Here is a 25,896-nt window from a genome sequence, read left to right on the forward strand (position 1 = left end):
GTGAGGGCCGATCACGACGGCAAGGCGCTGCCGTGCCGCCGCTGACGTGGCTGCAGGGGAGCGTCCGCGGGCTCGTTGAAGGGCGATGACGGCGAATCGGAAGCCGGCTTGCACTCCGGACCGTCGGCCGCGACGGAAGCCGGCGGCGGATCGTCGCGAAGAGCAGCAACGGGAGCCGGCTCCTGCTGGTCGACGGGAGGCAAGGGCTCGACGGCAGGGTCGGGCCCGTCCGCATCCAAACCACCGCCGAAGATGCGTCGCACCATGCCCTCCACGTCGAAGCCCTCCGGCAAAGGACCGGAGACCGGAACACCGCCGGGCACGTTCCAATCCCACGCGTAGTCGCGCGCTTCGCCGACGAAGTCGCGGATCTCAGGGTCCACCGCCCACATCCGCCGCAGGGCAGCGTTGCGCAGCGCTGCCGGCACGCCGCGCCGCAGGAAGGGCGCGAGGTCGGCGCCGGGCAGCAACGCTTCCGGCGCGGGCAGGGCGGCGATCTCGTCCGGCTTGATCATCTCGTCCGACTCGGGAGCGAGAAGCCCGGGCTCGGAATGGAGTTCAAGTGCCTCGTCCGGCGCCTCGACGGGTGCCTCGCTCGCGCCGCGCTTCAACCGCGACCAGCGGGACAGGAAGTCCTCGCTCATGCCTCAGCTCTCGCCCGGCGCGCGGTAGGCCGCGGCGGTGCGGGGCTCGGGCCGCGGGGCGCCGGCATAGGGATCGAACCCCTCGTTCAGCGCGGCTTCCACGCGGCAGGTCTCGCACATGCGGATCGCGTCGAGGCGCCGGCGGTTCTCGCCGGCGAACATCCAGTGGCTGTCTTCCAGCTTGGCGACGACGCGCTCGATCGTGGAGCGCGTGCCGAAGGGCTTGGCGCAGCGGATGCAGGGGAAGGGCTCTTCCTCCTTGATCACGCGGCGCGGGCTCCGCCAGGCTTCGAAGTCGATCCGCGGCTCGAGGGCGATCACCTCCTCGGGGCAGGTCGCGGCGCATAGGCCGCATTGGACGCAGGCGCTTTCCGAGAACGCGAGGAGCGGCCGGTCCTCGCCCGCCGAGAGCGCGCCGGTCGGGCAGGCGGTCACGCAGGAATGGCAAAGCGTGCAGCCGGACACGTTCACCGCCAGCGTGCCGAAGGGTGCGCCGGCCGGCAGCTCCACCCGCGGCACCGGTTCGGGCGCGACCTCGTGGAGCGTCGTCAGTGCGAATTCCAGAAGCCCGCGCTTGGCGCCCATCGGCGCGAAGCGCGACGGCTTGGCGCTCGGATGGCCGAGCGGCGCGGCGTCGAGGCCGGCGAGGAGGTCCTCCGCCGTGTCGGCGTGGAGGATCGCGCAGGCGCCGTCTCCGTAGCCGAGCGCACCGGCGATCGTCTGTGCCAGGTCCACCGTGCCCTTCAACGTTGCGATGCCGTTCTTCGGTGCGCGCCGCGCGAGGACGCGCACGCCCGCCGCGCCGTAGGCGAGCGGCGCGGCGAGGCTTTCGAGGCCGAGCTGCTTGATCTCGTTGACCGAAAAGGGAAGCACGTTGTCGGGCAGGCGCGCGCCCGCGGCCGACACGAGCGGTGCGCCGACATAGCCGTCGTGGAAGAGCACCACGGCATCCCGTCCACCGGCGTCTCGATAGGCGAGCACGAGGTCGCGCAGGCGGTCGAGCGTCGCGTCGACGCTCGGCAGGGCGTAGGAGGCCGCGCCCGTCGGGCAGACGGCCGCGCAGTTGCCGCAGCCGGCGCAGACGTAAGGGTCGATCGAGACGTGGTTGCCCGCCGGCGTGATGGCTTCCATCGCGCAGGCGTCGAGGCAGCGCGTGCAGCCGGTGATGTTGGAGCGCGAATGGGCGCAGAGATGATCGCGGAAGGCGACGTAGAGCGGCTTGTCGAAGCTGCCGACGAGCTCGGCCGCGATCTCCGTCGCCGCGCCCACGGCGATCGGATCGGCGGGATCGGCCTTGAGATAGCCGTCGCGTGCCTCGTGGGCGGGAAAGAGCGGCGCGGCGCCGGAGAGGTCGAGCACGAGGTCGCAGCGCGACGCGACGCCGTCGCGGACAGCCGTCGCGCCCGGCGCGACGTAGCCGTCGACCCTCACGACATAGGCGCCGAAGCGCCCGCTTGCGGAGGCCGCGAGGCCGCGCGCCACGGGAAAGGGCAGGCCCGCCGGCACGTCGACGGCCACGCCCGGCTCGATCAGAACGGTCACGTCGAGCGTCGCGGTGAGGCGCAGCGCGGCCTCGATCGCCGAGCCGTCGCGGCCCAGGACGAGCACGACGCCGTCGCTGTCGACGGAGATGTAGTCGGGTCGGGGAAGGGGTTTCGTCGCCAGTGCCGCCAGCGCAAATTCACGCGCCGACAGGTCGCTCACGTCTCGGTCATCAAGCACGATCGATATACAAGTCCTTGTGCGCGCTCGGTTTCGCGCGGTTGGCGCCAAGGGTAGAACGATTGTAAACTGGCGCAAGCAAAGAGTTCGGTGTCGCGATCGATGATTTTTCCCGTCCGCCTTCGTTCCCGCCGCGCGAGGCCCGCATGAGGCTTCCGCGCGCCATCCGGCTGGACCCGTCCGACGCCTTCATCTTCGACCCCGCCGCCGAGCCGGGCGAGTGGGTCGTGCCCGGCGCCTTCCGCTTTTGGGGCGCGGACCCGGCCGGCCTTTCGGGCAAGCCGCGCCAGGCCTTCCGCTCCGGCTTTCTCGGCCTGTCGAGCTTCGGCTGGTCGACGCTGGCGACGGTGAGCGAGGCAACATCGGCCGAGCGCGAAGCGGCGGTGACGCTGCTCTCGCAGCAACTCGTGCGGCACATGGGCGCGCCGAGCGAGGCCGAAGCGCGTCCGGCCGCCGAAGGGGAGATCGCCGTCGCGGCCTCGCTCTGCGACCACCCCGTCGGCACCATCCTCGCCGTCGAGCGCACGCTCGAGGATGGCGAGATCCGCGAGCGCTTCCGCACGCTCCATCGGCGGGCGGGAGCCCGGCTCGATCCGGCGCGCGCCTTCGCCTTCGTGCCCGTCGAGGAAGAGGAGCCGGTCGAGGATTTCGACATCCGCACCCTCGGGCGAACCGGCTCATGAGCCTGCGCGATTTCTGGGTGTCGTCCGGACACCAGCTCCTCGACCGCAATGCCGAAGGCCATCTCCAGCTGACCGATGCCTTTCTGAAGGCCTATTTCGCGCGGCCGGAGTTGGTTCCGCCGGAGGATGCCTGCGCAGCGGAGCGGGCGCTCCACGCCTCGCTTCTCGCCGATCCCCGTCGCCGCGTCGCCGCGGGCGAGATCGAGGCGCTGGCCGATGCGGACGCGCGTGAGAACTGGGCGGTGATGCTGACCTTCCGCGACCGGCTCGTCGCCGCACCGACGGTCGAGGCGGCCTACCTGTCCCTCGTGCGCGGGGGTACGGGGCGCACGCCGCCGCTCTTCCTGAACCAGCTGGCGCAAGTCATCCTGCGCAACGCGCTCGACGCCGTCGACGACCCACTGGTGCTGCGCGCGGCCGAGCTGTTCTTCCGCCCGCAGCGGGCGAGCCTCCACGAGGGCGCGCTGCTTCTGGCCGATGCCGAGACGATCGACCATGCCGAGGCGGCGCAGAGCCGCGCCCCGCTCCTCGCGATGTTCGGCGGCCCGGCCGTCGGATCGCTCGACGTGCTGACGCCGGAGAACGCGGAGAGCTACTTCGGGCGCAACGAGGCCTTCGACACGGTGCTGAGCCTTGCCGGCGGCGTGACCGCGCGCTCCGGGATCGCGCGGGCGATCGAACTCTGGGTGCGCCACCTCCTCGGGATCGAGGTTTCGGTGGAGCCTCTGGCGCGCATCGAAGACGCCGACTGGGCCTGGTTCGTCGGGCTGGACGCCGAGGCGACGCGCATCGGCAATGCGCTCTGGAAGGGACGGGGCGTCGAGGAGGACGATCTTTCGCGCATCGTCGGGCTCTTCGCCCTGCGCTTCCGCCGGCCGGACGAAGCGCTTCCCGCGGTCGGTGCGCGGCCGGTGTGGCTGTTCCTTGCGGTCGGCGCGGACGGGGTCATCCGGATGAAGCCGCAGAACCTGGTCGCGTCCTTGCCGATCCTCGATCCCACGGCGCGGAGCTGAACCGATGACCCACCAGACCTTCCGCGTCGGCGTCGTGGTCGCCCGCCGTCCCAGCGCGAGCCCCTGGACGCAGCATTCCTGGCGGGTCGCCGCCATCGTGCCGGAGGCGCCCTCGCTTGGGGCTGGCCAGGTGCTCGGCGAGGAGGGCGCCGAGACGATGATCTATGCCGGCACCGGCGAGGTGGAGTTCCACCGGGTCGAGACGGCGAACTACCGCGACAACCTCGTCGCCGGCCGGCCTTCGCTCTGGGTGACGCTGGAGCCCGTGGACGGCGAGCCCGGCATCCGCCTCGTGGCGGTGACGGCCGATCCGGCCGAAGGCGAGTCGATGACGGAGGCCGGCGAGCTGCTCGTGGAGGTCGCGCCGATGCCGCCGGAGATGGCCGAGGCGCTCGCGGCCTTCGTGCGCGAGCACCACGTCGAGCGCGTCTTCACCAAGCGCAAGCGCGAGTGAGGCGGCTCAGAACAGGCTGTTGAAGGGCCGGAACGCGACGACGTCGCCGGGCGAGACGCCACCTGAATCCTCCGGAAGCTCCACGAGCCCGTCCGTGTCGACCAGCGAGGACAGGAGGCCGGCGCCCTCGCGCGGAAACTTCTCGGCCTCGAACAATCCGTCCGGCGTCGAGCGCAGCACGACGCGGACGAACTCGCGGCGCCCGGCCTTCTTCCGATAGGCGAAGGCGGCCCGCACCGGCATGGCGGACGCGGCCTCCGGCCCGGCGCCCGACAGAGCGAGAATAGCCGGCCGCGCGATCGTCGCGAAGGTGACGAAGCTTGCCACCGGATTGCCGGGCAGGCCGATGAAGGGTGTGCCGCGCACGACGCCCATCGCGACCGGGCGCCCCGGCTTGATCGCGACGCGCCAGAAGACCAGCGTGCCGGCCCGCTCGATGGCGGTGCGCACGAAGTCCGCCTCGCCGGTCGACACGCCGCCGGACGTCAGGATGAGGTCGTGCCCCGTCGCGGCCTCGATGAGGGCGCGGCCGATCGCGTCGAGATCGTCGGCGAGGATGCCGAGGTCGGTCACGCTGCAGCCGAGCCGGCGGAGCATGGCGGCCAGCATGAAGCGGTTGGAGTCGTTGAGCTGCGCGGGCCCGCGCGCCTGCCCCGGCTCGACGATCTCGTTGCCGGTGGAGAGAACCGCGACGCGCAGGCGACGGCGGACCGCGACCTCCGGCATGCCGAGCGCGGCCAGGAGCCCGACGTCCTGCGGGCGCAGTCGCCGTCCCGCGGCGAGCACGGGCGATCCGGAGGCCACGTCCTCGCCTGCCGGCCGGACGTTGGCGCCGCGGCGAAGGCCCGGCGGCAGCACCGCCGCGCCGGAATCGTCGAGCGTCACGTCCTCCTGCATGAAGACGGTGTCGGTGCCGGCCGGCATCGGCGCGCCGGTGAAGATGCGCACGCAGGTACCAGAGCGGACGGCATGGTCGGCGCTGGCGCCGGCCTGCACCCGGTCCGCGACGGCGAAGGCTCGCGGCGTGTCGCCCGGCAGGTCCTCGCCGCGGATCGCGTAGCCGTCCACGGCCGAATTCGTGAAGGGCGGCAGCGGCAGGGGCGCGGACAGGTCGGCGGCGAGGACGCGTCCGTCGGCCTCGGCTAGTGCCACCGTCTCGACCCCGTCAATCGGCGAAAGGCGGGACACCAGCAGCGCCACCGTTTCCTCCACCGTCCGCATGGGACCGCCGAAGGCGAAGCAGTCGTCGGAGAGTTGCGCCATGGCTTCGCTCGTGCGCTCCGCTAGCTGTCGTGTCTCGTCCGGCCGGTTTAGGTAGCCTGACCCGCCGGCGCAACACGAAGCGGCCGCCCCAGCGGGTAGCCGCCTGCTTGATCGAGACCGCATGCCTGAGACGACGCCGACCCAGTTCCCGCCCGGGCCGTGGCCGCAGCCGGACGATCCCGACCTGTCGGAGGCCTTTCCCGGCATCGACCAGACCGGTGCGGAGGTGCTGGTGCGGGTGCCGGCCGAGCGCGCGGCGACGATCCTCCTCGACGGGCAGGAAGTCGTGACGCTGATGACGGTCGGCGACCATCCGCGCGACCTCGCGCTCGGCTATCTCCTGAACCAGGGCCTGCTCGACCCCGGCGAAACGGTGTTGTCGATCGACGTCGACAGGGCCGCGGGCCGCATCGCCGTAACAACCGGTCATCTGGTCGACCGGGACGAGCGATTGGCGGGGCGCCTCGTGCGCGCCGGCTGCGGGCAGGGTACGTCGGTCGGGCTGGCCGGCGCCGAGATCGCCGTCCGATCGGTGCCGGCCGCGCCGCTGCGGACATCCTGGCTGCACGAGATCCTGCGCCGGGTGAACACGGCACCCTCGCTCTACCTCGCGGCGGGCTCGATCCACGGCTGCGTCCTGGCGCAGGGGCCGGAGGTGCTCTGCTACATGGAGGACGTCGGCCGGCACAACGCCATCGACAAGGTCGCCGGCTGGATGGCCCGGACCGGCATTCCCGCGGCGGACGCGATCCTCTACACGACCGGTCGGCTGACGGCCGAGATGGTGATGAAAGTGCTGCGCATGGGCGTGCCGGTCGCCGTGTCGCGCTCGGGCTTCACGACGAGCGGCCTCGATCTGGGCCGGCGGGCGGGGCTGCTGATGGTGGCGCGGGCCCGTGGCAAGCGCTTCGTGGTCGTGTCCGGCGCCGAGCGCATGGTCTTCGACCGGGTCCCCGTGGAGGGCGGCGGAGGGGCTTGAGGTCCGCGTTCAATCCGCCGGCCGGAAGCCGATCGCCTCCAGCGCCGCCCGGCTCTCCGGTGAGCGCAGCGAGGCCAGGAAGGCCTGGACGGCGGGACGCCCACTGCGGCTCGTCACGAGCGCGAAGTCGTAGTGTTCTTCGGCGAGCGGGATGAAGCCGAGGCCGGCCGCGCGGGCGGCCGGCTCGATCGTCACGCCCCAGTCCGCGCGACCCTGCGCGATGCTCGCGGCGACCGCGTTGTGCGAGCGCGGCTGGTTGGCGTAGCCGTCCGGCCGCGCGCCGCCCAGCAGCCGGTCGACGAGGATGCGGGTGCCCGAACCCGCATTGCGGTTGACGAGAATGCAGGCGGGATCGGCTAGGGCCGCCGCGGCCGCTTCTTCGACGCTCCGCCCCTCGAAGCGTGCATCGCCCGGCCGATAGGCGATGCCCTGCATGCGCCGCCAGCCGGGCACGAGTTCGAGCCCCTCCGCCAGGAAGGGCGCGTTGTAGGTTCCCGTCGCTTCGTCGAGGAGGTGGATGGGCGCGAGGTCGCACTCGCCCCGACGCGCGGCGGCAAGGCCTCCGAGGCTGCCCACAGCCACCGTGCGCACGCTCAATCCTTCCTGCGCCAGTGGCGCCGTCACTCGGTCGAGCCCGACGCAATGGCTGCCGACGATCACGAGATCCGGCAGGCGGAGGCTCGGTGTCAGGAGCGTCACGGGCACGCGGGCGCCGGCGGGCAGGTGGTCGGCCAGCGCCTCGATCGTGACGAAGCCGTCGGCCTGTCCGAAGGCGGTGACGGCGCCCGAGCCCTTGGTGCCGGGGAAGGCGACGAGGCCGTCGTCGCCTTCCACGAGCGAGACCATGGCGAACTCGGTGCGTCCGAGCTCCGAAGGCAGGCGCAGCGGCACCCGCGCCTCGACGCGCGTATCGGTGCGCGCCGGCAGGCCGGCCATGCGGCGCAGGATCGGCACGATCATGTCGTGAAAGGTGAACATCGCCGAGGTCGGGAAGCCCGGCAGGACCACCAGGGGCTTGTTGTCGCAGACCGCGAGGCAGAGCGGCTTGCCGGGCTTCAAGGCGACGCCGTGCGCGACGATGCCCGGCGCGCCCAAGCGCGACACGATGCGGTGGCTGAGATCGCCCGCACCCTTCGACGTGCCGCCGGACAGGATCAGCATGTCGTGGGTGGCAAGGGCGTCCCGCATCACCGTCTCCAGCGCTGCGGCGTCGTCCCGCACGATGCCGAGGAGGTGCGGCTCGCCGCCGTTCTCCTCGATCATCGCGGCGACGATCGGGCCGTTTGAATCGTAGATCCCGGCGGGACCGAGCGCCTCTCCCGGCGCGACGAGCTCGTCGCCCGTCGACAGGACGGCGACGCGCGGTGGCCGCACGACCGGCACCCGTGCGATGCCGCAGGCGGCAAGCATGCCGATCTCGCGCGAGCCGACGAGCGTTCCGGCGCGCAGCAGCGTTTCGCCCCTCGCGATGTCCGAGCCGGCATAGGCGACGAACTGTCCCGCCGCGGCGCTGCGACGCACGAACACCCGCCCGTTTGCCTCGTCCGTGTGCTCGACCATCACCACGGCGTCGGCGCCGCGCGGCAGCGGCGCGCCCGTCGCGATGCCGACGGCTTCGCCGGGCCCGAGGGCCTGGGTGGGCGCGGTGCCGCAGTGGATCGTCGCGCCGGCGAGAACCAGCGGCACCGATCTCCCTTCCGCAGCCCCCGCGATGTCCGCGGATCGGACGGCGTAACCGTCGACCGAGGACCGATCGAAGGGCGGGATGTCGAGCGGCGCGACGACGTCTGCGGCAAGCGGAAGGCCGAGCGCGCGCAGGATCGGGCGCTCCTCGACTGCGAGCGGCCGGGGGAAGAGCGCCGCCGCGAAGCGCGCGAGAGCCTCCTCGCGCGACAGAATCGAGAGGAACTGCTCCTGCCCGGATGGGCGGGACGCGGGCGGCTGCGGCGTGTCGGTCATGGTCTGCCCGGCAGGGGATGAACGGGGATGGTCGCGCCGGCGGGATGGCCTTCGCTGCCGGCCGGCACCAGGGTCCAGGCCGACGCATCGCGGAGCGCGTGAAGAGGCAGGGCGCCGACGGTCAGCGGCTCATAGGTGCCCTCGGCCGTCTGCGCGAGAAGCGCGAGTTCGGCGTGGCCGGCATCGGAGGCGATCTTGCGCGAGAGGCGCACCTGCCGCGGCGCTGACGGCCGGGCGGAGGACAGGTGCCGGAGGAGCGGCTCGACGAGCACGAGCCAAGCCGCGAGCGCGGCATCGGGCGAGCCGGGCAGGGCGACGAGCGCCGCGTCGCCCTGGCGGCCGACCGCGCTCGTGCGTCCGGGCTGGAGGGCGATGCCGTGGTGGACCGTCCAGCCCGCATCCGCAAGGCGCGAGGCCGTGGCGTCGCCTGATCCCGTGCCAGTTCCGCCGATCGTGAGGAGAGCGTCGCAGCCCTCCGGCGCGAAGGCCTGGCGCTCGCCGACGGGGCGATGATCGAGGATGGCGGTGGCCTGCGCGGCGAGTGCCGCGACGAGGGACAGGGTCGGGCCGCCCGCTGCGCCGTTCATCTCGACGAGGCGAAGGCGCGGACGGCGCACGAGCATGCGCTCCAGACCGGCATTGCGTGCGAGAAGCGCGTCGAGCGGTCCGAGGCGCGCGCCGGGCCGGAGCAGGGGATCTCCCGCGCCCATATCCGCGCCGCGCCGCCGGACGCCCTCGCCGGGTCTCGCCTCGCCGATGACCAGCGCCAGGGGGCCGGCCTGCTCCACCAGCCCCCCGTCGAGGACGCAGTCGCAGCCCTCCGGCAGGGGATCGCCCACCGACACGAAGCGCGGCGGTGCGGCGAGCGCGAGGGGGGCGTAGGGCGACGCGCCGGACAGGTCGCCGGAGCGCAGGGCAAAGCCGTCGATCGCGGCGCGGTCGTCCGCCGGAATGGGCAGGACGGCAATCGGGGCATGGGCCAGGACGGCGCCCATCGCGGCGGCGAGGGGCACCTCGACCGGCGCCACCGGCTCCAGGCCGCCGAGCAGGACGTCAAGCGCCGCCTCGACCGAGACGAGGGAGGCGGCGCCGATGAGCTGTGCCGTCAGGTCCGCTTCTCCGGCGCGTTGGGGAAGAAGAGCTGCTGACCGTCGATGCGGTAGTCCGCAATGGTCGTCTGCCCCTCGGGCGAGATCAGCCAGTCGATGAAGCTCTGGCCGAGATCGGCCTTCACGTGGGGGTGCTTCGCCGGGTTCACCAGGATCACGCCATACTGGTTGAAGAGGCGCTTGTCGCCCTCGACGAGGACCTTCAGATCGCCGCGGTTCTTGAAGGAGAGCCAGGTGGCGCGGTCGGCGAGGACGTAGGCGTTCATCGCGCTGGCGGTGTTGAGCGCCGCGCCCATGCCCTGGCCGATCGAGCGGTACCAGTCGCCGCCCTCGCTCGCCGGGTCGAGGCCGGCCTCCTTCCACAGGCGCAGCTCCGCCGTGTGGGTGCCCGACTTGTCGCCGCGCGACACGAAGGGCGCCTTGGCCTCGTCGATGCGCTTGAGGGCTGCTGTCGCGTTCGCAGTTCCGGCGATGCCGGCGGGGTCACTCGCCGGGCCGACGATCACGAAGTCGTTGTACATCACGTCGAAGCGCTCGACGCCGAAGCCTTCCGCGACGAAGGCCTCCTCCTGGGCTTTGGCATGGACGAAGACGACGTCGGCGTCGCCCCGGCGGGCGGTCTCCAGCGCCTGGCCGGTGCCCTGCGCCACGACCTTCACGGCGATGCCGGTCTCCTTCTCGAAGATCGGAAGGATGTGGCCGAAGAGGCCGGAATCCTCAGTCGAGGTGGTCGATGCGACGGTGATCGACTTGTCCTGCGCCGCGGCGGGAGCGGCCAGTCCGGCGAAGGCCGGCAGAACGGCCGCGAGGAGGGCGGCGAGGACGCGTCTGCGATGGATCATGGGTCCGGTCTCCTGGGTCTCTGGTCTTAAAGGACGATGTCGCCGGCGAGGAAGGCTCGGGCTTCCGGCGTCGCGGGGGCGGCGAAGAAGGCTGGCGCCGCGGCCCGCTCACGCACGCGGCCGCGCGTCATGAACACGACTTCGCCGGCGAGGCGCCGCGCCTGCCCGAGGTCGTGGGTGGCGAGGATGATCTTGACACCGGCGGCCGCGGCCTCCCCGACGATCGCCTCGACGCGGCGGGCCGAAGCGGGATCGAGGTTGGCGGTCGGCTCGTCGAGGAGTAGGAGCTCCGGCTCACGGGCGAGTGCCCGCGCCAGCGCCAGCCGCTGCTTCTCGCCGCCGGAGAGGGCGGGCGCCGCGCGCCCGGCAAGGTCGGCGAGGCCGACGCGCTCGAGGAGCGCTTCGGCGCGGGGCCGACGCTGCCCCCAGGGGCAACCGGCCCGGGCGAGAGCGAAGGTGACGTTGGCGAGCACCGAGCGGCGCAGCATCACCGGCCGCTGGAAGACGAGGGCGCGCCGCACCGGCGGCGCAGCCAGCCGGCCGCCCCACAGGACGCGTCCTTCCGTCGGCGCCGTCAGCCCCATGGCGACGTGGAGGAGCGAGGTCTTGCCCGAGCCGTTCGGCCCGATCACCAGGGTCGGCGCGCCCGCCTCGATCGCGAGTTCGACGTGGTCGAGGATCGCGACCGATCCAGCGCGAAGAGAGACAGCGTCGAGGACGAGGGGCAGTTCGCGGAAGACCTGGTGCCTCATGCGGTGCGGCCCGTCTCGCCGACGCTGCGCAGCGTCCAGGCCGCGGCGTTGACGACGAGGATGACGGCGACGAGCAGGATGCCGAGGCCGAGCGCCAGCGGCAGGTCGCCCTTCGAGGTTTCCAGCGCTATGGCCGTGGTCATGGTGCGGGTGAAGCCGTCGATGTTGCCGCCGACGATCATCACCGTGCCGACCTCGGCCGCCGCTCGGCCGAAGCCCGCGAGCAGGGCCGTCAGAAGGCTGTAGCGTCCGTCCCAGACCAGCGCCGCGACGCGCCCGGCCGGGCCGACGCCCATCGCGACGAACTCGTCGCGATAGTCCCGCCACAGGTCCTCGATGGTCTGGCGCGCCAGCGCCGCGATGATCGGCAGGACGAGGACCGCCTGCGCGATGATCATGGCGGAGGGCGTGTAGAGGAGGCCGAGGTCGCCCAAGGGGCCGGAGCGCGACAGAAGGAGGTAGACGCCGAGACCCACGACCACGGGCGGGAGGCCCATGAGACCGTTCAGAACCACCACGACGGCACCGCGGCCGCGGAAGCTGGTGAGCGCGAGGAGCGCGCCGAGCGGCATGCCGACAAGGGCCGCGATGGCGACCGCCGACAGGCTGACGATCAGCGACAGCCGAAGGATCGCGAAGAGCGTCGGATCGCCGCCGATGATGAGCTGCCAAGCCGTGGCCGTTTCAGCCATCCTACGTCTCCCTGTCGATCCTTCTGTGGCACAAGGACGAACGTTTTCAAAGGGCTAAGCGGAAAGGGCGAGCGGTCACCCGGCGTCACGCGCGGCCGCATCCCCGTTTTCGCTTCCGGTCAGGAGGCGGCCTTCGACGCGGCGGTTGCGCGGATCGTAGGGGTCGCTCTCGCGCGGCCGCGTTTCGCCGAAGCCGATCGCCGACAGGCGGGAGCGATCGACGCCGTTCTGCGACAGGAAGGCGACCACGGAGGCGGCGCGTCGCTCCGACAGGTCGAGATTGGCCGCGTCCTCGCCGAGGGCGTCGGTGTGACCTTCGATCCGGAAGCGCAGGCGCGCGAGGCCGGGCGAGTTGACCGCCTCCGCGAAGCGCGCGAGCCGCTCGCGGGCGCCGGGCGTCAGGCGCGCGGAGTTCAGCTCGAAGGTCACCAGAAGATCGAAGGTCGGCGCCCGGTCGAGCAGTCGTTCGCGCTGGGCCTCGATCTCCGGAAGCACCGTCGGCGCGCGGCGGGCCGTGCCGCCCGCGGGGGCGGGATCGTCGCACTCCTCCGCCGTGCCGAGACAGATCGACGTCGGCGGCGCGCTCGGGGCCGCATCGGCCGCGCCTCGCTCGAAGAAGCGGATGACGTCCTGCGTGGAATAGTCGCCCTGCTGCGCGAGGGTTGGAACCGGCGACGCGAGGGTGGCCGCGAGCACGAAGGCGAGGACGGGGCTTGGATGAATTCGATTGGTCACGCTATGGCTTGGATCTCGAAGGATGAATCGGTGGCCGCGCGGCATGCGGCGTCGGGCGGCAGATGACATGAGGCCACCAAGGCAAGTCAACGAGGACAAGGGCTTCGGCGCCTTTTTCGGCGAGACCGGAGCCGCGCGCCCTTCGCCGCGCGAGCCCATGCGCCCCATCATCCGCCTGCCGCGGCCGGAGCGGCGCACCCATGTCGACGCGCTTCTGCCGCTCATCAACATCGTGTTTCTGCTTCTCATCTTCCTAATGATGTCGGGAACGCTCGGCACCCCGCTGCCCGGCGGGCTGACGCTGGCGCGCAGCACGGCCGCGAGAGATCCAGCCGTCGTCGCGAATGCTCTCATCATCAAGACCGACGGCAGCTTCACCTATCGCGGCAGGCCGGTCGCGGCGAGCGACCTCGCCGCTGCCGTGCGCAGGGAAGGGCACGGGGCGCGGGAGCCGCTGACCGTGGTGGCCGACGGCGGCATGCCGGCCGAGGCCTTTCTCGCGGTGATGCGCCGCCTGTCGGACGACGGGATCGCTTCGATCTCCCTGGTCACGGCGCCGACCCCCAGCGGCAGGCCGTGAGCGCCGTCGCGGGAACGGCCAATGCCGCCTGGCTCCTGCCGCGGCGAACGATCCCGGCGCGCGTGCTCGCTCTCGCTGCCGTGGGCTCGGTCGTTTTCCACACGTCGATCGTTTACTTCGCCGGCTCCTCGCCGCAGCCGGAGCTGGAACCGTCGGCGCCCGCGCCGGGAGTCGAGGTGTCGGTGCTGCCGTCGGACGCGCTCTTCGACGAAGGTGGCCGGACCGCGCCGGTGGCGCGGGCCGCGATGCCGGAGCCTGCGGCTCCTGCCGCGCCCGCCCCAGCACCTGATATCGCGGCTCCAGCGCCAAGGCCGGAGGCTGCCGCGCAAGCGCCGCCGGTGACGGCGGCTCCCGTCCAGCCGCCCACCTCGGCGCCGGCGCCGGTCGTTGCGCCGCGACCGGCTGCGCCGCTGACCGGCGTTGCGGTGGTGGAGGCGCCGACGCCTCCCGCTGCGACCCCGAGTCCCGCGGGTCCGGCGCCGGCTGCGACGCCGGCCCAGCGTCCCCTGGCGCAGGTTGTGCGACCGTCAGCCCCGGCCACCGCAATCGCCGCGGCGCCGGCGGGAGCCGCGGCCGTCGCGACGGCGCCCGGGCCGGTGCCGGCGGCGCCCGTCGTCAGCGCGGCACCGGCGTCCCGGGCTGCCGTGCCGACCGGCGCTTCGACCATCCAGTCGTCCGTCTCCCCGGCGTCGGCAGCGACGGCATCGGGTCCGGCGCCGGTCGCGACGACCGCGCCGGCGCCGACCATCGCCGCGACAGCCGGTACGACGCAGGTAGCGGCAGCCAGCGACACGCCCGCCGTCGCAGCCGCTCCGGTCGCGCCTGTCGCTGCGTCGCGCGCGCCGATCGAACTCGCCGCACGGGCGGGAAGCGGATCGGGCGGCGGCGGCGGGGACGATTGTTTCGGCTGGGCTCTGGCGCGGGCGGACGGCCGCGAGCGCGTTCTGCCGGCCGGAGCCTCCTTTGCGGCGCTCGGCGGCGGAAGTGGGACGTGCCCGGTTCTGACATCGGGCGCGGACGCCGGATCGGCGCGCCTCCTCAGCGCCGAGCGAACCGACATCCGGGCGGGCGAGGCGGCGCGCGGCCGGATCGGCGGCGACGCGTCCTCCGCTCCGCCGCTGCTGTTCATTCTCGATGCCCGGGGGCGGATCCACGATGCCCGCGCCTTCCTGACGCGCGACGCCGCCGGCTGGAGCTACGACATCCCGCTGACGCTGCCGCGCGGAACGTCCGCGATGCGCACGCTGATCGTCGCGATTCCCGCAGCCGATGCGGCGCGCTTGCCCGCAATCTTCGCGGCGACGCCGCTCGGCGATATGGCCCCGGCGCTGGACGCGATGGGTGGGCGCTTCGCGATCTCCGCCCTGACGGTCCGTTCCCCCTGACCGGTCAGCGGGTCAGGACGCGCACCGCGCCGATGCGCGCGGCGCGGACCGCTTCCAGCGCGGTGACGAGATCCTGCACGTCGGTTCCGCTCCTCATCTGGAGGAGCACCTGGACGTCGTCGGAGCCCGCCCGGGCACGCAACGCCGCTTCGAGGCCGCCGGGCGGAACGGCAGCGCCGTCGAGCGAGGCCGCGACGCCGTCCGCGCCGGGCGCGGCACCCACCGTCAGGAAGAGCGTGCGCTTGTCCTCCGCCTGCGCGGCTCCCGATGCGGTGCTGCCGGACGCGATGCCGACGTCGAGCCGCCGGAGCGGCACGAAGGTCGAGGACAGCATGAAGAACATCACCAGGAGGAACACGACGTCGATGAGCGGCGTCAGCATGATGCGCCGCCGCCGCGTGGCGGGGAGTCGGATCATGCGGATCTCGCTCTCGGCGTCGCGTCGCTCGGCGGCATGACAGCGCGGCTCCCCTGCGAATCGGCGGCATGCCGCATCCGGTTCACCCTTCGATACGACGTCGGAGGCGGTCCCGTGAAGGCCGACGCGGCCGATCTGTACCGATGGGCTCCGGACGTTGCCGTCACACCGTTGCCTTCGCGCCGCACGCCCGGCATGGTGACGCCGATTCGTGAAGCAGGCAGGCGAGTTGGAGAAGCGGGATGAGGCGAGGGCAGGCCATGGCTGTGACGACCGAGGAGATGTCCCGGCGCCGCCGCTTCGCGCCGGGGCATGCCGCCGGGCTCGCTCTCAGCGCCTGGATGGTCGCCGCGCCGGCATTCGCGCAGGAGCCGCCGGCAGCCCAAGTGCCGCCTCCGGCGTCCCCCACGGCGACCGAGCCTGCCGCCGTCGCGCCGCCCCAAGGCGCGGGCGAGAACGCCGGCCCGGAGATCGTGCTTCAGCTGAACAACCTGCAGCCGATCCAGCCGTCGGGCTGCCGCTTCACGTTCCTGGCGACAAACAATCGCGATACGCCGATCGAGCGTCTCGGCGTCGAACTCGTCGTCTTCGACGCGCAGCGGCAGGTGGATCAGTTTCTCGTGCTCGAATTCACCCGTCTGGCCGCCAAGAAGACCAAGGTCTCGCAATTCGACTTGGCCGAGCGGTCCTGCAGCGACGTTTCGCAGCTCCTCGTCAACGATGTCGTGAACTGCGGCATCGAGGAGGGCGCGACGCCGACCTGCGCCGAGCGCGTGAAGCTCGACAATCTCACCGATATCCAGCTCGCTTATTGAGCGTGACCGGGCCTCGGCCCGGCACCGCGGAGCCTTGAACCGATGGACGCCGTCCTGTCGATCGTCGAGCTGGGAGGACCGATCGTCATCCTGCTCCTGGCGATCTCCGTCTTCACCCTCGCGCTGATCATCTCGAAGCTCCTGCAGTTCCGGCGCCTCGGCGTCGGACGGCATCGCGACGCGCGCCGCGCCGTGATTCTCTGGCGCAGCGGCGACCGGGTTCGCGCCGCTCAGCTTCTGTCCGGCAAGGGCTCGCTGTGCCGTTCGGTGCTCGCCTTCGCAGTGGGGGAGATGCGCTCGATCCGCGAGGCGGCCGGTCGCGAGGCGCCGGAGGATCGGGCGGAGGAGCGGGTTCGCGAGGAGGCGGTGGCCTTCGCGACGGACGAGCTCCTGCGCCTGGGCGCCGGGCTGCGCTTCCTGGACATCGTCGCGCAGATCGCGCCGCTGCTCGGGCTCCTCGGCACCGTGATCGGCATGATCGAAGCCTTTCAGGTGCTGCAGGCCTCGGGCGAAGCGGCCAGTCCGGCGCAGCTCGCGGGCGGCATCTGGACGGCGCTGCTGACGACGGCGACGGGCATCGCGGTCGCGATTCCCGCGCTCGTCGCCTCCGTCTGGTTCGAAGGCCGGGTCGAGCGGGAGCGCTCGGCCATCGAGGTTCTCTTGACGGGCCTCTTCGCCCGCGGCATCTGAGGCGGCCGTCAGCCGAGGCGACGGCGCGCCGCGTAGAGCGAGATGGACGCGGCGTTGGAGACGTTGAGCGAGCGGATCGCGCCGGGCATGTCGAGCCGGGCGAGAACGTCCACCGTTTCCCGCGTCTTCTGCCGCAGGCCCTTGCCCTCGGCGCCGAGAACGAGCGCGAGCTTCGGCGCGTCGAGATGGGCCTCGACCTCGTTCTCGCCGTCCGAATCGAGCCCGATCGTCCGATAGCCGAGCGAGGCGATCTCGCCGAGGGCGTCGGCGAGGTTGGTCACCTGGATATAGGGAATGAGCTCCAGCGCGCCGGAGGCCGCCTTGGCGAGGACGCCGGATTCCTGCGGCGAATGGCGCGAGGTCGTGACCAGCGCGCCGGCCTTGAAGGCGACGGCCGAGCGCAGGATGGCTCCGACATTGTGCGGATCGGTCACCTGGTCGAGGACGAGGATGAGATCCGAATCGGTGAGGGCGCCGAGCTTCTTCGTTGCCAGCGGCCGGGCTTCGAGGACCGCGCCCTGGTGGACGGCGTCGTCGCCGACGAGGCGGTCGAGCACGCGCGGCTCGACGATCTCGTGCGGCACCTTCAGCGAGGCCGGATCGATCTCCATGCGCTGAAGGGCATTGCGCGTGACCTGGAGGCGCAGGAGCTTGCGCTTCGGGTTGGCGAGCGCGGCGGCGACCGTGTGGAGGCCGTAGAGGCGCACGAGGTCCTCGTCGCCCGTGCTCCGCCCGGCGGTGCGGTCATCCTCCCGGACGCGATCGCGGTGGGCGCGGCGCAGGCGCGCGTAATGGCTGTCCTTGGGGGTGCCGGCGGTGTCATCGTTGCTCATGGGCCCGTCATGCGGCCTCCCAAGGGCCGTGGCAAGCCTCGGCGCGGGGCTCGGGGGCCGGGAACGGAGGAGACGAGCAGAATCTTCTTGAACGACGGCAGGCTTCGGCTTATTCGGAAGGCCGTTCGCTAGAGGGCGAAGGGGTATAGCTCAGCTGGTAGAGCGGCGGTCTCCAAAACCGCAGGTCGGGGGTTCGAGCCCCTCTGCCCCTGCCAATCGCGACGAGCCCTCTTGATTTTTTCGGGCCTTGTGAATCACTTCGAGCCCGTTTATGTAACCCTTAACACACAGATGGCGCGTGGGGTCGCTAAGGGACCTTCGACGCGCTTTTAGCCGTGAGCGGTGCATGGCCCGGACGAATCCTTTCACCTTCCTGCAGCAGGTGCGTGCCGAAACCGCCAAGGTTTCCTGGCCCTCGCGCCGCGAGACGACGATCTCGACGCTGATGGTGTTCCTGATGGTGGCCTTCGCCTCCGCCTTCTTCTTCGTGGTCGACATGGCGCTGGCCTACGGGGTCGGCGCCGTCATGACCCTCGGGCGCTGAAGAAGGAACGGTAGTCGCATGGCAGCCCGCTGGTACATCGTCCACGCTTATTCGAATTTCGAGAAGAAGGTCGCCGAATCGATCGAGGAGCAGGCCCGGCAGAAGGGTCTGTCCGACAAGTTCGAGAAGATTCTGGTCCCGACCGAGAAGGTCGTCGAGGTGCGCCGCGGCCGGAAGGTCGATTCGGAGCGCAAGTTCTTCCCCGGCTACGTGTTGGTGAAGGCCGATCTGACAGATCAGGTCTTCTCCATGATCAAGAACACGCCGAAGGTGGCCGGCTTCCTCGGTCCCGACAACCGGCCGGTTCCGATCTCCGAGGCCGAGGCCAATCGCATCCTGAACCAGGTGCAGGACGGCGTCGAGCGGCCTAAGCCCACGATCTCCTTCGAGGTCGGCGAGCAGGTCCGCGTGTCGGACGGTCCCTTCGCCTCGTTCAACGGCGTCGTCCACGAGGTGGACGGCGAGCGGGCGCGCCTCAAGGTCGAGGTCTCGATCTTCGGCCGCGCGACGCCGGTCGATCTCGAATTCGGTCAGGTCGAAAAGGTCTGACCCGAAGCGGGCCTCGAGGCCCGCACCGCGCGCGGAAGGCGACCCGGCTGAAGCCGGCCGGTCGAGCCGCACCGCGCCAACTGCAAGGCGGGCCGACGAGGTCCGCGACGCCGGTCCGCCGGCTCACAACAAAGGCAGGAACATATGGCTAAGAAAGTCATGGGGCAGCTGAAGCTCCAGGTCTCGGCCGGTTCGGCGACCCCGTCGCCCCCGATCGGTCCGGCGCTGGGTCAGCGCGGCATCAACATCATGGAGTTCTGCAAGGCGTTCAACGCCCAGACGCAGGACCAGGAGAAGGGCTCTCCGATCCCGGTGGTCATCACGTACTACCAGGACAAGTCCTTCAACTTCGTCATGAAGACCCCTCCGGTCTCCTACTTCCTCAAGAAGGCGGCGAACCTGAAGAGCGGCTCGAAGGCCCCCGGCAAGGACGTTGCCGGCCAGGTCACGCGCGAGCAGGTCCGCGACATCGCCGAGAAGAAGATGAAGGACCTGAACGCGAACGATATCGACGCGGCGATGGCCATGGTCGAGGGCTCGGCCCGCTCCATGGGTCTGGAAGTGGTGGGCTGAGACGATGGCAAAGATCGGTAAGCGCATCCGCACCGCCCGCGAGGGCATCGACCGCGAGAAGCTCTACGGCCTCGAGGAGGCCGTCGGCCTCATCAAGAGCCGCGCCAGCGCCAAGTTCGACGAGACCATCGAGGTCGCGCTGAACCTCGGCGTCGACCCGCGCCACGCCGACCAGATGGTCCGCGGCGTTGTCAACCTGCCGAACGGCACGGGCCGCAACGTCCGCGTCGCCGTGTTCGCCCGCGGCGCCAAGGCCGACGAAGCCAAGGCCGCCGGCGCCGACATCGTGGGCGCCGAGGACCTGGTCGAAGCCGTCCAGGGCGGCCAGATCGATTTCGACCGCGCCATCGCGACGCCCGACATGATGGGCCTCGTCGGTCGCCTGGGCAAGGTGCTCGGCCCGCGCGGCCTGATGCCGAACCCGCGCGTCGGCACGGTCACGCCCGATGTCACCGCGGCCGTGAAGGCTTCCAAGGGCGGCGCCGTCGAGTTCCGCGTCGAGAAGGCCGGCATCGTCCACGCCGGCGTCGGCAAGGCCTCGTTCGACGCCGACAAGCTGGTCGAGAACATCCGCGCCTTCGCGGACGCCGTTCAGAAGGCCAAGCCGACCGGCGCCAAGGGCACCTACATGAAGCGCGTCGCCGTGTCCTCGACGATGGGCCCGGGCGTGAAGGTCGATACCTCGACCGTCCAGGCCGCCCAGTCGGCCGCCTGACGCATCGCTTCAGGCTTCCTGTCAAGGGCGCCTTAACAAAGTCGGACGGTGCGCCTATATGCGCCGTCCGTCGAAAGACAAGGGTTCCGGGGTTCGCCCCGGTTCGGGAGGCTCGCCTCCCACGCATGCCTGTCCGAGATTGCGGGCGACGCGGCACTCCGGTGCCGGGTCTTAATCCCAGCGGGAAAGCCTGCATGAGACGGGGAAAGTTCTGAGATTTCCGGAGGTTCGCCTCCGAAGACTTCGGTTCGAACTCCAATGCCTTGCGCTGCCTTCCGGTTCCATTGGAGCCGATCGGGCGAAGCACGAGGGGACAGGATCTCCGAGCGTCGCCTCCGACAAGGAGGCGGCAAAAGGCAACCGGCCTGAGTCTCGCAAGGGGCTCCGGCCAACTGGAGAGAGGCAGTGGAAAGAGCGGAAAAGCGCGAATTCGTCACGACCCTCCACGAGACCTTCAAGGGCTCGGGAAGCATCGTCGTGGCCCACTATGCCGGTCTCACTGTCGCGCAGATGAACGACCTTCGGTCGAAGATGCGCGCGCAGGGAGCCACCGTCAAAGTCGCGAAGAACCGCCTCGCCAAGATCGCTCTTCAAGGCACGGACGCCGAAGGCATCTCGAACCTGTTCGAGGGCCAGACCCTGGTCGCTTATTCCAGCGATCCGGTCGCGGCACCCAAGGTCGCCAACGACTTCGCCAAGGGCAACGACAAGCTCGTGATCCTTGGCGGTGCGATGGGACGCACGAACCTCGACGCGGAAGGTGTGCGCACGCTCGCCACCATGCCGTCGCTCGACGAGATGCGCGCCAAGCTGATCGCCATGATCAGCACGCCTGCCACCCGCATCGCGGGCGTCGTGCAGGCTCCGGCGGCGCAGCTCGCGCGTGTGTTCTCGGCCTATGCCAAGAAGGACGAAGCGGCGTGAGGATGGTTCCTCGCGGCTTCACTCAAATTTCGAACCTGAAGGAGAATACCAATGGCTGATCTCGCCAAGATCGTTGATGACCTGTCGGCCCTGACCGTTCTCGAGGCCGCCGAGCTCTCGAAGATGCTCGAAGAGAAGTGGGGCGTCTCGGCCGCTGCGCCGGTCGCCGTCGCCGCTGCCGGCGCTGCCGCTCCGGCCGCGGAGGTCGAAGAGCAGACCGAGTTCAACGTGATCCTCGCCGACGCCGGCGCTCAGAAGATCAACGTCATCAAGGAAGTCCGCGCCCTGACCGGCCTGGGCCTCAAGGAAGCCAAGGACCTCGTCGACAACGCGCCGAAGCCGGTGAAGGAAGGCGTCGACAAGGCCGAGGCCCAGAAGATCAGGGAGACGCTCGAGAAGGCCGGCGCCAAGGTCGAGGTCAAGTAAGACCCGACTGTGCGCCCGCGCTCAAAAGCGGACGATTGATACGGGCGGGGCGGCTTTTGCCGCTCCGCCTTCCGTGCTCCCGGCATGGGTTCCGCCCGAAAGGCGCTGGATCGGACGGGACCGGCGGAGACGAACAAGACGGCCCGCATGGTCGGGCGGCTCGGCGAACGAGCCCCACGACGACGCGGAACGGCCGCCGGCAACGGCGGCTTCGACGACTAGAACGACGACGTCGGGACCGACCGCAGCGGACCCCGAGGTTGCGCGAGACAGGCATGACAGGGCGCCCTTCGGACCGTTTCGGTCTCCTCGGCGCCTCCCTCTCGGCGGGAGAGGGATCACGGTAGAGGCCCTCTGGTCAAGGGCCGAGATAAGGACGAAGGAGCGACGATGTCCCAGGCGACGACGACTTTCAGCGGTCGCAGGCGCGTGCGCAAGTTCTTCGGGTCGATCCCCGAAGTCGCGCAGATGCCCAACCTGATCGAGGTGCAGAAGGCCTCCTACGACCAGTTCCTGATGGTGGACGAGCCCCAGGGCGGGCGACCCGACGAGGGTCTGCAGGCCGTGTTCCGCTCCGTCTTCCCGATCTCCGACTTCTCGGGCCAGTCCATGCTCGAATTCGTCAAGTACGAGTTCGAGGCGCCCAAGTTCGACGTTGACGAGTGCCGTCAGCGCGACCTGACCTACGCCGCGCCGCTGAAGGTGACGCTGCGCCTCATCGTGTTCGATATCGACGAGGATACCGGCTCGAAGTCCATCAAGGACATCAAGGAGCAGGACGTCTACATGGGCGACATGCCGCTCATGACGTCCAACGGCACGTTCATCGTGAACGGCACCGAGCGCGTCATCGTCTCGCAGATGCACCGCTCGCCGGGCGTCTTCTTCGACCACGACAAGGGCAAGTCGCATTCCAGCGGCAAGCTGCTCTTCGCCGCGCGCGTGATCCCGTATCGCGGCTCCTGGCTCGACATCGAGTTCGACGCCAAGGACATCGTCTACGCGCGCATCGACCGTCGCCGTAAGATCCCCGTGTCGAGCCTCCTGATGGCGCTCGGCATGGACGGCGAGGAGATCCTGTCGACCTTCTACAACGTCGTCCAGATCCAGAAGGACGGCAAGGGCTGGCGGATTCCGTTCTCCGTCGAGCGCCTGCGCGGCCAGAGCCCCGTCGTCGACCTCGTCGACGCCGACACGGGCGAGGTGCTGATCGAGGCCGGCAAGAAGATCACGGCCCGCCAGGCGCGCCAGCTCAAGGAGAAGGGCGTCAAGGCGCTCCGCGCGACCGAGGAGGACCTTTACGGGAACTACCTCGCCGAGGACGTGGTCAACTACGGCACGGGCGAGGTGTATCTCGAAGCCGGCGACGAGATCGACGAGAAGACCCTCAAGATCCTCATCGACGCCGGTTACGAGGATGTTCCCGTCCTCGACATCGACCACGTCAATGTCGGCGCCTACATCCGCAACACGCTGGCGGCCGACAAGAACGAAGGCCGGCAGGACGCGCTGTTCGACATCTACCGCGTCATGCGTCCCGGCGAGCCGCCGACGATGGAAACCGGCGAGGCGATGTTCAAGTCGCTGTTCTTCGACCCGGAGCGCTACGACCTCTCGGCCGTCGGCCGCGTGAAGATGAACATGCGCCTCGACCTCGACGCCGAGGACACGGTGCGCGTTCTCCGCAAGGAGGACATCATCGCGGTGATCAAGCTGCTCGTCGGCCTGCGCGACGGCAAGGGCGAGATCGACGACATCGACAATCTCGGCAACCGGCGCGTGCGCTCGGTCGGCGAGCTGATGGAGAACCAGTACCGCGTCGGCCTGCTCCGCATGGAGCGGGCGATCAAGGAGCGCATGTCCTCGGTCGAGATCGACACGGTCATGCCGCAGGACCTGATCAACGCCAAGCCCGCGGCCGCGGCGGTGCGCGAGTTCTTCGGCTCCTCGCAGCTCTCGCAGTTCATGGACCAGACCAACCCGCTCTCCGAGATCACGCACAAGCGTCGTCTCTCGGCGCTCGGTCCGGGCGGTCTGACCCGCGAGCGCGCCGGCTTCGAGGTGCGCGACGTGCACCCGACGCATTACGGCCGCATCTGCCCGATCGAGACGCCGGAAGGCCCGAACATCGGCCTCATCAACTCGCTCGCGACCTTCGCGCGCGTCAACAAGTACGGCTTCATCGAGAGCCCGTACCGCAAGGTCGTCGACGGGCGCGTGACCGACGAGGTCGTGTACCTCTCGGCCATGGAGGAGTCGAAGCACCACGTCGCGCAGGCGAACGCGGAGCTGACCGGCGAGGGCGGCTTCGCCAACGAGTTCGTGGTCTGCCGTCACCAGGGCGACGTCTTCATGACGCCGCGCGAAAACGTCGACCTCATGGACGTGAGCCCCAAGCAGCTCGTCTCGGTCGCGGCCGCGCTCATCCCGTTCCTCGAGAACGACGACGCGAACCGCGCCCTCATGGGTTCGAACATGCAGCGTCAGGCCGTGCCGCTGGTGCGCGCCGAGGCTCCGTTCGTCGGCACCGGCATGGAGCCGATCGTCGCCCGTGACTCGGGCGCGGCCATCGGCGCGCGCCGTGCCGGCGTCGTCGACCAGGTCGACGCGACCCGTATCGTCATCCGCGCGACGGCGGATCTCGAGCCCGGCAAGTCGGGCGTCGACATCTACCGTCTGATGAAGTTCCAGCGCTCCAACCAGAACACCTGCATCAACCAGCGTCCGCTGGTGGCCGTGGGCGACCGGGTGGAGAAGGGCGACATCATCGCGGACGGCCCGTCCACCGACCTCGGCGATCTGGCCCTCGGCCGGAACGTGCTCGTCGCGTTCATGCCGTGGAACGGCTACAACTACGAGGACTCGATCCTCCTCTCCGAGCGCATCGTCGCCGACGACGTCTTCACCTCGATCCACATCGAGGAGTTCGAGGTCATGGCGCGCGACACGAAGCTCGGCCCTGAGGAGATCACGCGCGACATTCCGAACGTGTCGGAAGAAGCGCTGAAGAACCTCGACGAGGCCGGCATCGTCTACATCGGCGCCGAGGTCCAGCCGGGCGACATCCTGGTCGGCAAGATCACGCCGAAGGGCGAAAGCCCGATGACGCCGGAGGAAAAGCTCCTCCGCGCCATCTTCGGCGAGAAGGCCTCGGACGTCCGCGACACGTCGAGCCGCATGCCTCCGGGCACCTACGGCACGGTGGTCGAGGTGCGCGTCTTCAACCGCCACGGCGTGGAGAAGGACGAGCGCGCCATGGCGATCGAGCGCGAGGAGATCGAGCGCCTCGCCAAGGACCGCGACGACGAGCAGGCGATCCTCGACCGCAACGTCTACGGCCGCCTGGTCGAGATGCTGGACGGCCAGACCGCCATCGCCGGCCCGAAGGGCTTCAAGAAGGGCTCCAGCCTCTCGCCCGAAGCGATGCAGGAGTTCCCCCGCTCGCAGTGGTGGATGTTCGCCGTCGAGGACGAGAAGCTGCAGGGCCAGCTCGAAGACCTGCGCTCGGTCTACGACGAGACCAAGAAGACGCTCGAAGCGCGCTTCATGGACAAGGTTGAGAAGGTCCAGCGCGGCGACGAACTGCCTCCGGGCGTCATGAAGCAGGTGAAGGTCTTCGTCGCGGTCAAGCGCAAGATCCAGCCGGGCGACAAGATGGCCGGCCGTCACGGCAACAAGGGCGTGGTCTCGCGCATCGTGCCGGTGGAGGACATGCCGTTCAACGAGGACGGCACCCACGTCGACATCGTCTTGAACCCGTTGGGCGTGCCTTCGCGCATGAACGTTGGTCAGATCCTCGAGACGCATCTCGGCTGGGCCTGCGCCGGCATGGGCAAGAAGATCGGCGAGATGCTGGAAGCCTACCAGCAGACGCGCGACGTCCAGCCGATCCGGCAGGAGATCGCCGGGATGCTGGGCGACAGCGACCGGAACGAGAAGGTGAAGCACTACGACGACGCCTCGGTTCTGACGCTCGCCAAGCAGATGAAGAAGGGCGTCTCGATCGCGACGCCGGTCTTCGACGGCGCGGTGGAGCAGGACATCGTCGAGATGCTGGAGAAGGCGGGGCTCAACGGCTCCGGCCAGGTGACGCTCTATGACGGGCGTACCGGCGAGCCCTTCGACCGGCAGGTGACGGTCGGCTACATCTACATGCTGAAGCTGCACCACCTGGTGGACGACAAGATCCACGCTCGCTCGATCGGCCCGTACTCGCTCGTCACCCAGCAGCCTCTAGGCGGCAAGGCGCAGTTCGGCGGCCAGCGCTTCGGCGAGATGGAGGTCTGGGCGCTGGAAGCCTACGGCGCCGCCTACACGCTGCAGGAGATGCTGACGGTGAAGTCGGACGACGTCGCGGGCCGCACCAAGGTCTACGAGTCGATCGTGCGCGGCGACGATGCGTTCGAGTCCGGCATCCCGGAGAGCTTCAACGTGCTCGTGAAGGAAATGCGCTCGCTCGGCCTCGACGTCGACCTCGCCAACTCGGCCGAACTGCCGGGGAACATGGCGCAGGAACTGCCGGACGCCGCCGAGTAGTCCGATACCGGTCTGAATGCAGCCGCCTCAGCGCGGCCTCGGGAAGCGCCCACCGCGACGG

General features: G+C 70.3%; 26 protein-coding genes and 1 tRNA gene. 16 read left to right on the top strand and 11 right to left on the bottom strand.

Annotation, left to right across the window (positions count from 1 at the left end; genetic code table 11):
* Positions 1-11 precede the first annotated feature (11 nt).
* On the bottom strand, positions 12-644 hold the full coding sequence (locus tag FZN60_RS10835) for a DUF3306 domain-containing protein (RefSeq protein WP_158873492.1): 633 nt from the start codon (positions 642-644) through the stop codon (positions 12-14).
* A gap of 3 nt (positions 645-647) precedes the next feature.
* Positions 648-2,348 (bottom strand): 4Fe-4S dicluster domain-containing protein, encoded by a 1,701-nt coding sequence (locus tag FZN60_RS10840; RefSeq protein ID WP_158873493.1) that lies wholly within the window; start codon positions 2,346-2,348, stop codon positions 648-650.
* A 164-nt stretch (positions 2,349-2,512) separates the two neighbouring features.
* Here FZN60_RS10840 and FZN60_RS10845 point away from each other — a divergent pair, with 164 nt between their 5' ends.
* The 3 genes from FZN60_RS10845 to FZN60_RS10855 are packed head-to-tail and all read left to right on the top strand — an operon-like array spanning position 2,513 to position 4,516.
* A complete protein-coding gene (locus FZN60_RS10845; RefSeq protein ID WP_158873494.1) occupies positions 2,513-3,049 on the top strand; it encodes a DUF6505 family protein in 537 nt (178 codons plus the stop codon).
* 2 nt (positions 3,050-3,051) lie between these two features.
* The gene (locus tag FZN60_RS10850) at positions 3,052-4,062 is read left to right on the top strand and encodes a DUF6352 family protein (RefSeq protein WP_158873537.1); all 1,011 of its coding nucleotides are present in this window, start codon (positions 3,052-3,054) and stop codon (positions 4,060-4,062) included.
* 4 nt (positions 4,063-4,066) lie between these two features.
* Positions 4,067-4,516, top strand: coding sequence for a DUF3305 domain-containing protein (locus FZN60_RS10855; protein WP_158873495.1), 450 nt, complete (start codon positions 4,067-4,069; stop codon positions 4,514-4,516).
* A 6-nt stretch (positions 4,517-4,522) separates the two neighbouring features.
* On the opposite strand, the gene FZN60_RS10860 is transcribed toward FZN60_RS10855, so the two are convergent.
* Positions 4,523-5,779 carry a molybdopterin molybdotransferase MoeA gene (locus tag FZN60_RS10860; protein WP_158873496.1) on the bottom strand — a complete coding sequence of 419 codons (1,257 nt, stop codon included), beginning with the start codon at positions 5,777-5,779 and terminating at the stop codon, positions 4,523-4,525.
* Positions 5,780-5,900: 121 nt separating this feature from the next.
* On the opposite strand from FZN60_RS10860, the gene FZN60_RS10865 reads away from it, so the two are divergent.
* Complete coding sequence (locus tag FZN60_RS10865) at positions 5,901-6,758, top strand: formate dehydrogenase accessory sulfurtransferase FdhD (protein ID WP_158873497.1); 858 nt, start codon at positions 5,901-5,903, stop codon at positions 6,756-6,758.
* Between the two features lie 9 nt (positions 6,759-6,767).
* Here FZN60_RS10865 and FZN60_RS10870 read toward each other — a convergent pair whose 3' ends face one another.
* The 6 genes from FZN60_RS10870 to FZN60_RS10895 form a co-directional block, all read right to left on the bottom strand.
* Positions 6,768-8,717, bottom strand: coding sequence for a molybdopterin biosynthesis protein (locus tag FZN60_RS10870; RefSeq protein ID WP_158873498.1), 1,950 nt, complete (start codon positions 8,715-8,717; stop codon positions 6,768-6,770).
* A complete protein-coding gene (locus tag FZN60_RS10875) occupies positions 8,714-9,919 on the bottom strand; it encodes a molybdopterin-binding protein (RefSeq protein ID WP_255475937.1) in 1,206 nt (401 codons plus the stop codon). The genes FZN60_RS10870 and FZN60_RS10875 overlap by 4 nt, the downstream gene beginning before the upstream one ends.
* Positions 9,823-10,668, bottom strand: a complete 846-nt coding sequence (locus FZN60_RS28890; protein ID WP_158873500.1) for an ABC transporter substrate-binding protein — start codon at positions 10,666-10,668, stop codon at positions 9,823-9,825. The genes FZN60_RS10875 and FZN60_RS28890 overlap by 97 nt, the downstream gene beginning before the upstream one ends.
* Positions 10,669-10,694: 26 nt before the next feature.
* Positions 10,695-11,420, bottom strand: coding sequence for an energy-coupling factor ABC transporter ATP-binding protein (locus tag FZN60_RS10885; RefSeq protein WP_158873501.1), 726 nt, complete (start codon positions 11,418-11,420; stop codon positions 10,695-10,697).
* Positions 11,417-12,112, bottom strand: a complete 696-nt coding sequence (locus tag FZN60_RS10890) for an ABC transporter permease (protein WP_158873502.1) — start codon at positions 12,110-12,112, stop codon at positions 11,417-11,419. The genes FZN60_RS10885 and FZN60_RS10890 overlap by 4 nt, the downstream gene beginning before the upstream one ends.
* 75 nt (positions 12,113-12,187) lie before the next feature.
* A complete protein-coding gene (locus FZN60_RS10895; protein ID WP_158873503.1) occupies positions 12,188-12,847 on the bottom strand; it encodes an OmpA family protein in 660 nt (219 codons plus the stop codon).
* A gap of 67 nt (positions 12,848-12,914) precedes the next feature.
* Between FZN60_RS10895 and FZN60_RS10900 the strand changes: the two genes are divergently transcribed.
* Positions 12,915-13,427 carry an ExbD/TolR family protein gene (locus tag FZN60_RS10900; protein WP_158873504.1) on the top strand — a complete coding sequence of 171 codons (513 nt, stop codon included), beginning with the start codon at positions 12,915-12,917 and terminating at the stop codon, positions 13,425-13,427.
* Positions 13,424-14,812: a hypothetical protein gene (locus tag FZN60_RS10905; RefSeq protein WP_158873505.1), complete on the top strand. Its 1,389-nt coding sequence runs from the start codon at positions 13,424-13,426 to the stop codon at positions 14,810-14,812. Before FZN60_RS10900 ends, FZN60_RS10905 begins: the two co-directional genes overlap by 4 nt.
* Positions 14,813-14,816: 4 nt before the next feature.
* On the opposite strand, the gene FZN60_RS10910 is transcribed toward FZN60_RS10905, so the two are convergent.
* The gene (locus FZN60_RS10910) at positions 14,817-15,230 is read right to left on the bottom strand and encodes an ExbD/TolR family protein (protein WP_158873506.1); all 414 of its coding nucleotides are present in this window, start codon (positions 15,228-15,230) and stop codon (positions 14,817-14,819) included.
* A gap of 260 nt (positions 15,231-15,490) precedes the next feature.
* Between FZN60_RS10910 and FZN60_RS10915 the strand changes: the two genes are divergently transcribed.
* A complete protein-coding gene (locus FZN60_RS10915) occupies positions 15,491-16,045 on the top strand; it encodes a hypothetical protein (RefSeq protein ID WP_158873507.1) in 555 nt (184 codons plus the stop codon).
* A 42-nt stretch (positions 16,046-16,087) separates the two neighbouring features.
* The gene (locus tag FZN60_RS10920) at positions 16,088-16,735 is read left to right on the top strand and encodes a MotA/TolQ/ExbB proton channel family protein (protein WP_158873508.1); all 648 of its coding nucleotides are present in this window, start codon (positions 16,088-16,090) and stop codon (positions 16,733-16,735) included.
* A gap of 8 nt (positions 16,736-16,743) precedes the next feature.
* Here the strand turns inward: FZN60_RS10920 and FZN60_RS10925 are convergent, their stop codons facing one another.
* Positions 16,744-17,568 carry a TrmH family RNA methyltransferase gene (locus FZN60_RS10925; RefSeq protein ID WP_158873509.1) on the bottom strand — a complete coding sequence of 275 codons (825 nt, stop codon included), beginning with the start codon at positions 17,566-17,568 and terminating at the stop codon, positions 16,744-16,746.
* 139 nt (positions 17,569-17,707) lie between these two features.
* On the opposite strand from FZN60_RS10925, the gene FZN60_RS10930 reads away from it, so the two are divergent.
* The 8 genes from FZN60_RS10930 to rpoB all read left to right on the top strand — a co-directional run bounded on the left by FZN60_RS10930 (position 17,708) and on the right by rpoB (position 25,835).
* Positions 17,708-17,783 (top strand) — tRNA-Trp (locus FZN60_RS10930).
* Positions 17,784-17,914: 131 nt separating this feature from the next.
* A complete protein-coding gene (gene secE / locus FZN60_RS10935; protein WP_158873510.1) occupies positions 17,915-18,112 on the top strand; it encodes a preprotein translocase subunit SecE in 198 nt (65 codons plus the stop codon).
* 18 nt (positions 18,113-18,130) lie between these two features.
* Positions 18,131-18,661 carry a transcription termination/antitermination protein NusG gene (nusG, locus tag FZN60_RS10940; RefSeq protein ID WP_158873511.1) on the top strand — a complete coding sequence of 177 codons (531 nt, stop codon included), beginning with the start codon at positions 18,131-18,133 and terminating at the stop codon, positions 18,659-18,661.
* Positions 18,662-18,805: 144 nt separating this feature from the next.
* Positions 18,806-19,234 carry a 50S ribosomal protein L11 gene (gene rplK, locus FZN60_RS10945; protein WP_158873512.1) on the top strand — a complete coding sequence of 143 codons (429 nt, stop codon included), beginning with the start codon at positions 18,806-18,808 and terminating at the stop codon, positions 19,232-19,234.
* A 4-nt stretch (positions 19,235-19,238) separates the two neighbouring features.
* On the top strand, positions 19,239-19,949 hold the full coding sequence (gene rplA, locus FZN60_RS10950) for a 50S ribosomal protein L1 (RefSeq protein WP_158873513.1): 711 nt from the start codon (positions 19,239-19,241) through the stop codon (positions 19,947-19,949).
* 405 nt (positions 19,950-20,354) lie between these two features.
* Complete coding sequence (rplJ, locus tag FZN60_RS10955; protein ID WP_158873514.1) at positions 20,355-20,873, top strand: 50S ribosomal protein L10; 519 nt, start codon at positions 20,355-20,357, stop codon at positions 20,871-20,873.
* A 51-nt stretch (positions 20,874-20,924) separates the two neighbouring features.
* On the top strand, positions 20,925-21,299 hold the full coding sequence (gene rplL, locus FZN60_RS10960; RefSeq protein WP_158873515.1) for a 50S ribosomal protein L7/L12: 375 nt from the start codon (positions 20,925-20,927) through the stop codon (positions 21,297-21,299).
* 390 nt (positions 21,300-21,689) lie between these two features.
* Positions 21,690-25,835: a DNA-directed RNA polymerase subunit beta gene (rpoB, locus tag FZN60_RS10965; protein ID WP_158873516.1), complete on the top strand. Its 4,146-nt coding sequence runs from the start codon at positions 21,690-21,692 to the stop codon at positions 25,833-25,835.
* Positions 25,836-25,896 lie beyond the last annotated feature (61 nt).

This window comes from Antarcticirhabdus aurantiaca (genome assembly GCF_009765365.1).
Lineage (GTDB): Bacteria > Pseudomonadota > Alphaproteobacteria > Rhizobiales > Rhizobiaceae > Antarcticirhabdus > Antarcticirhabdus aurantiaca.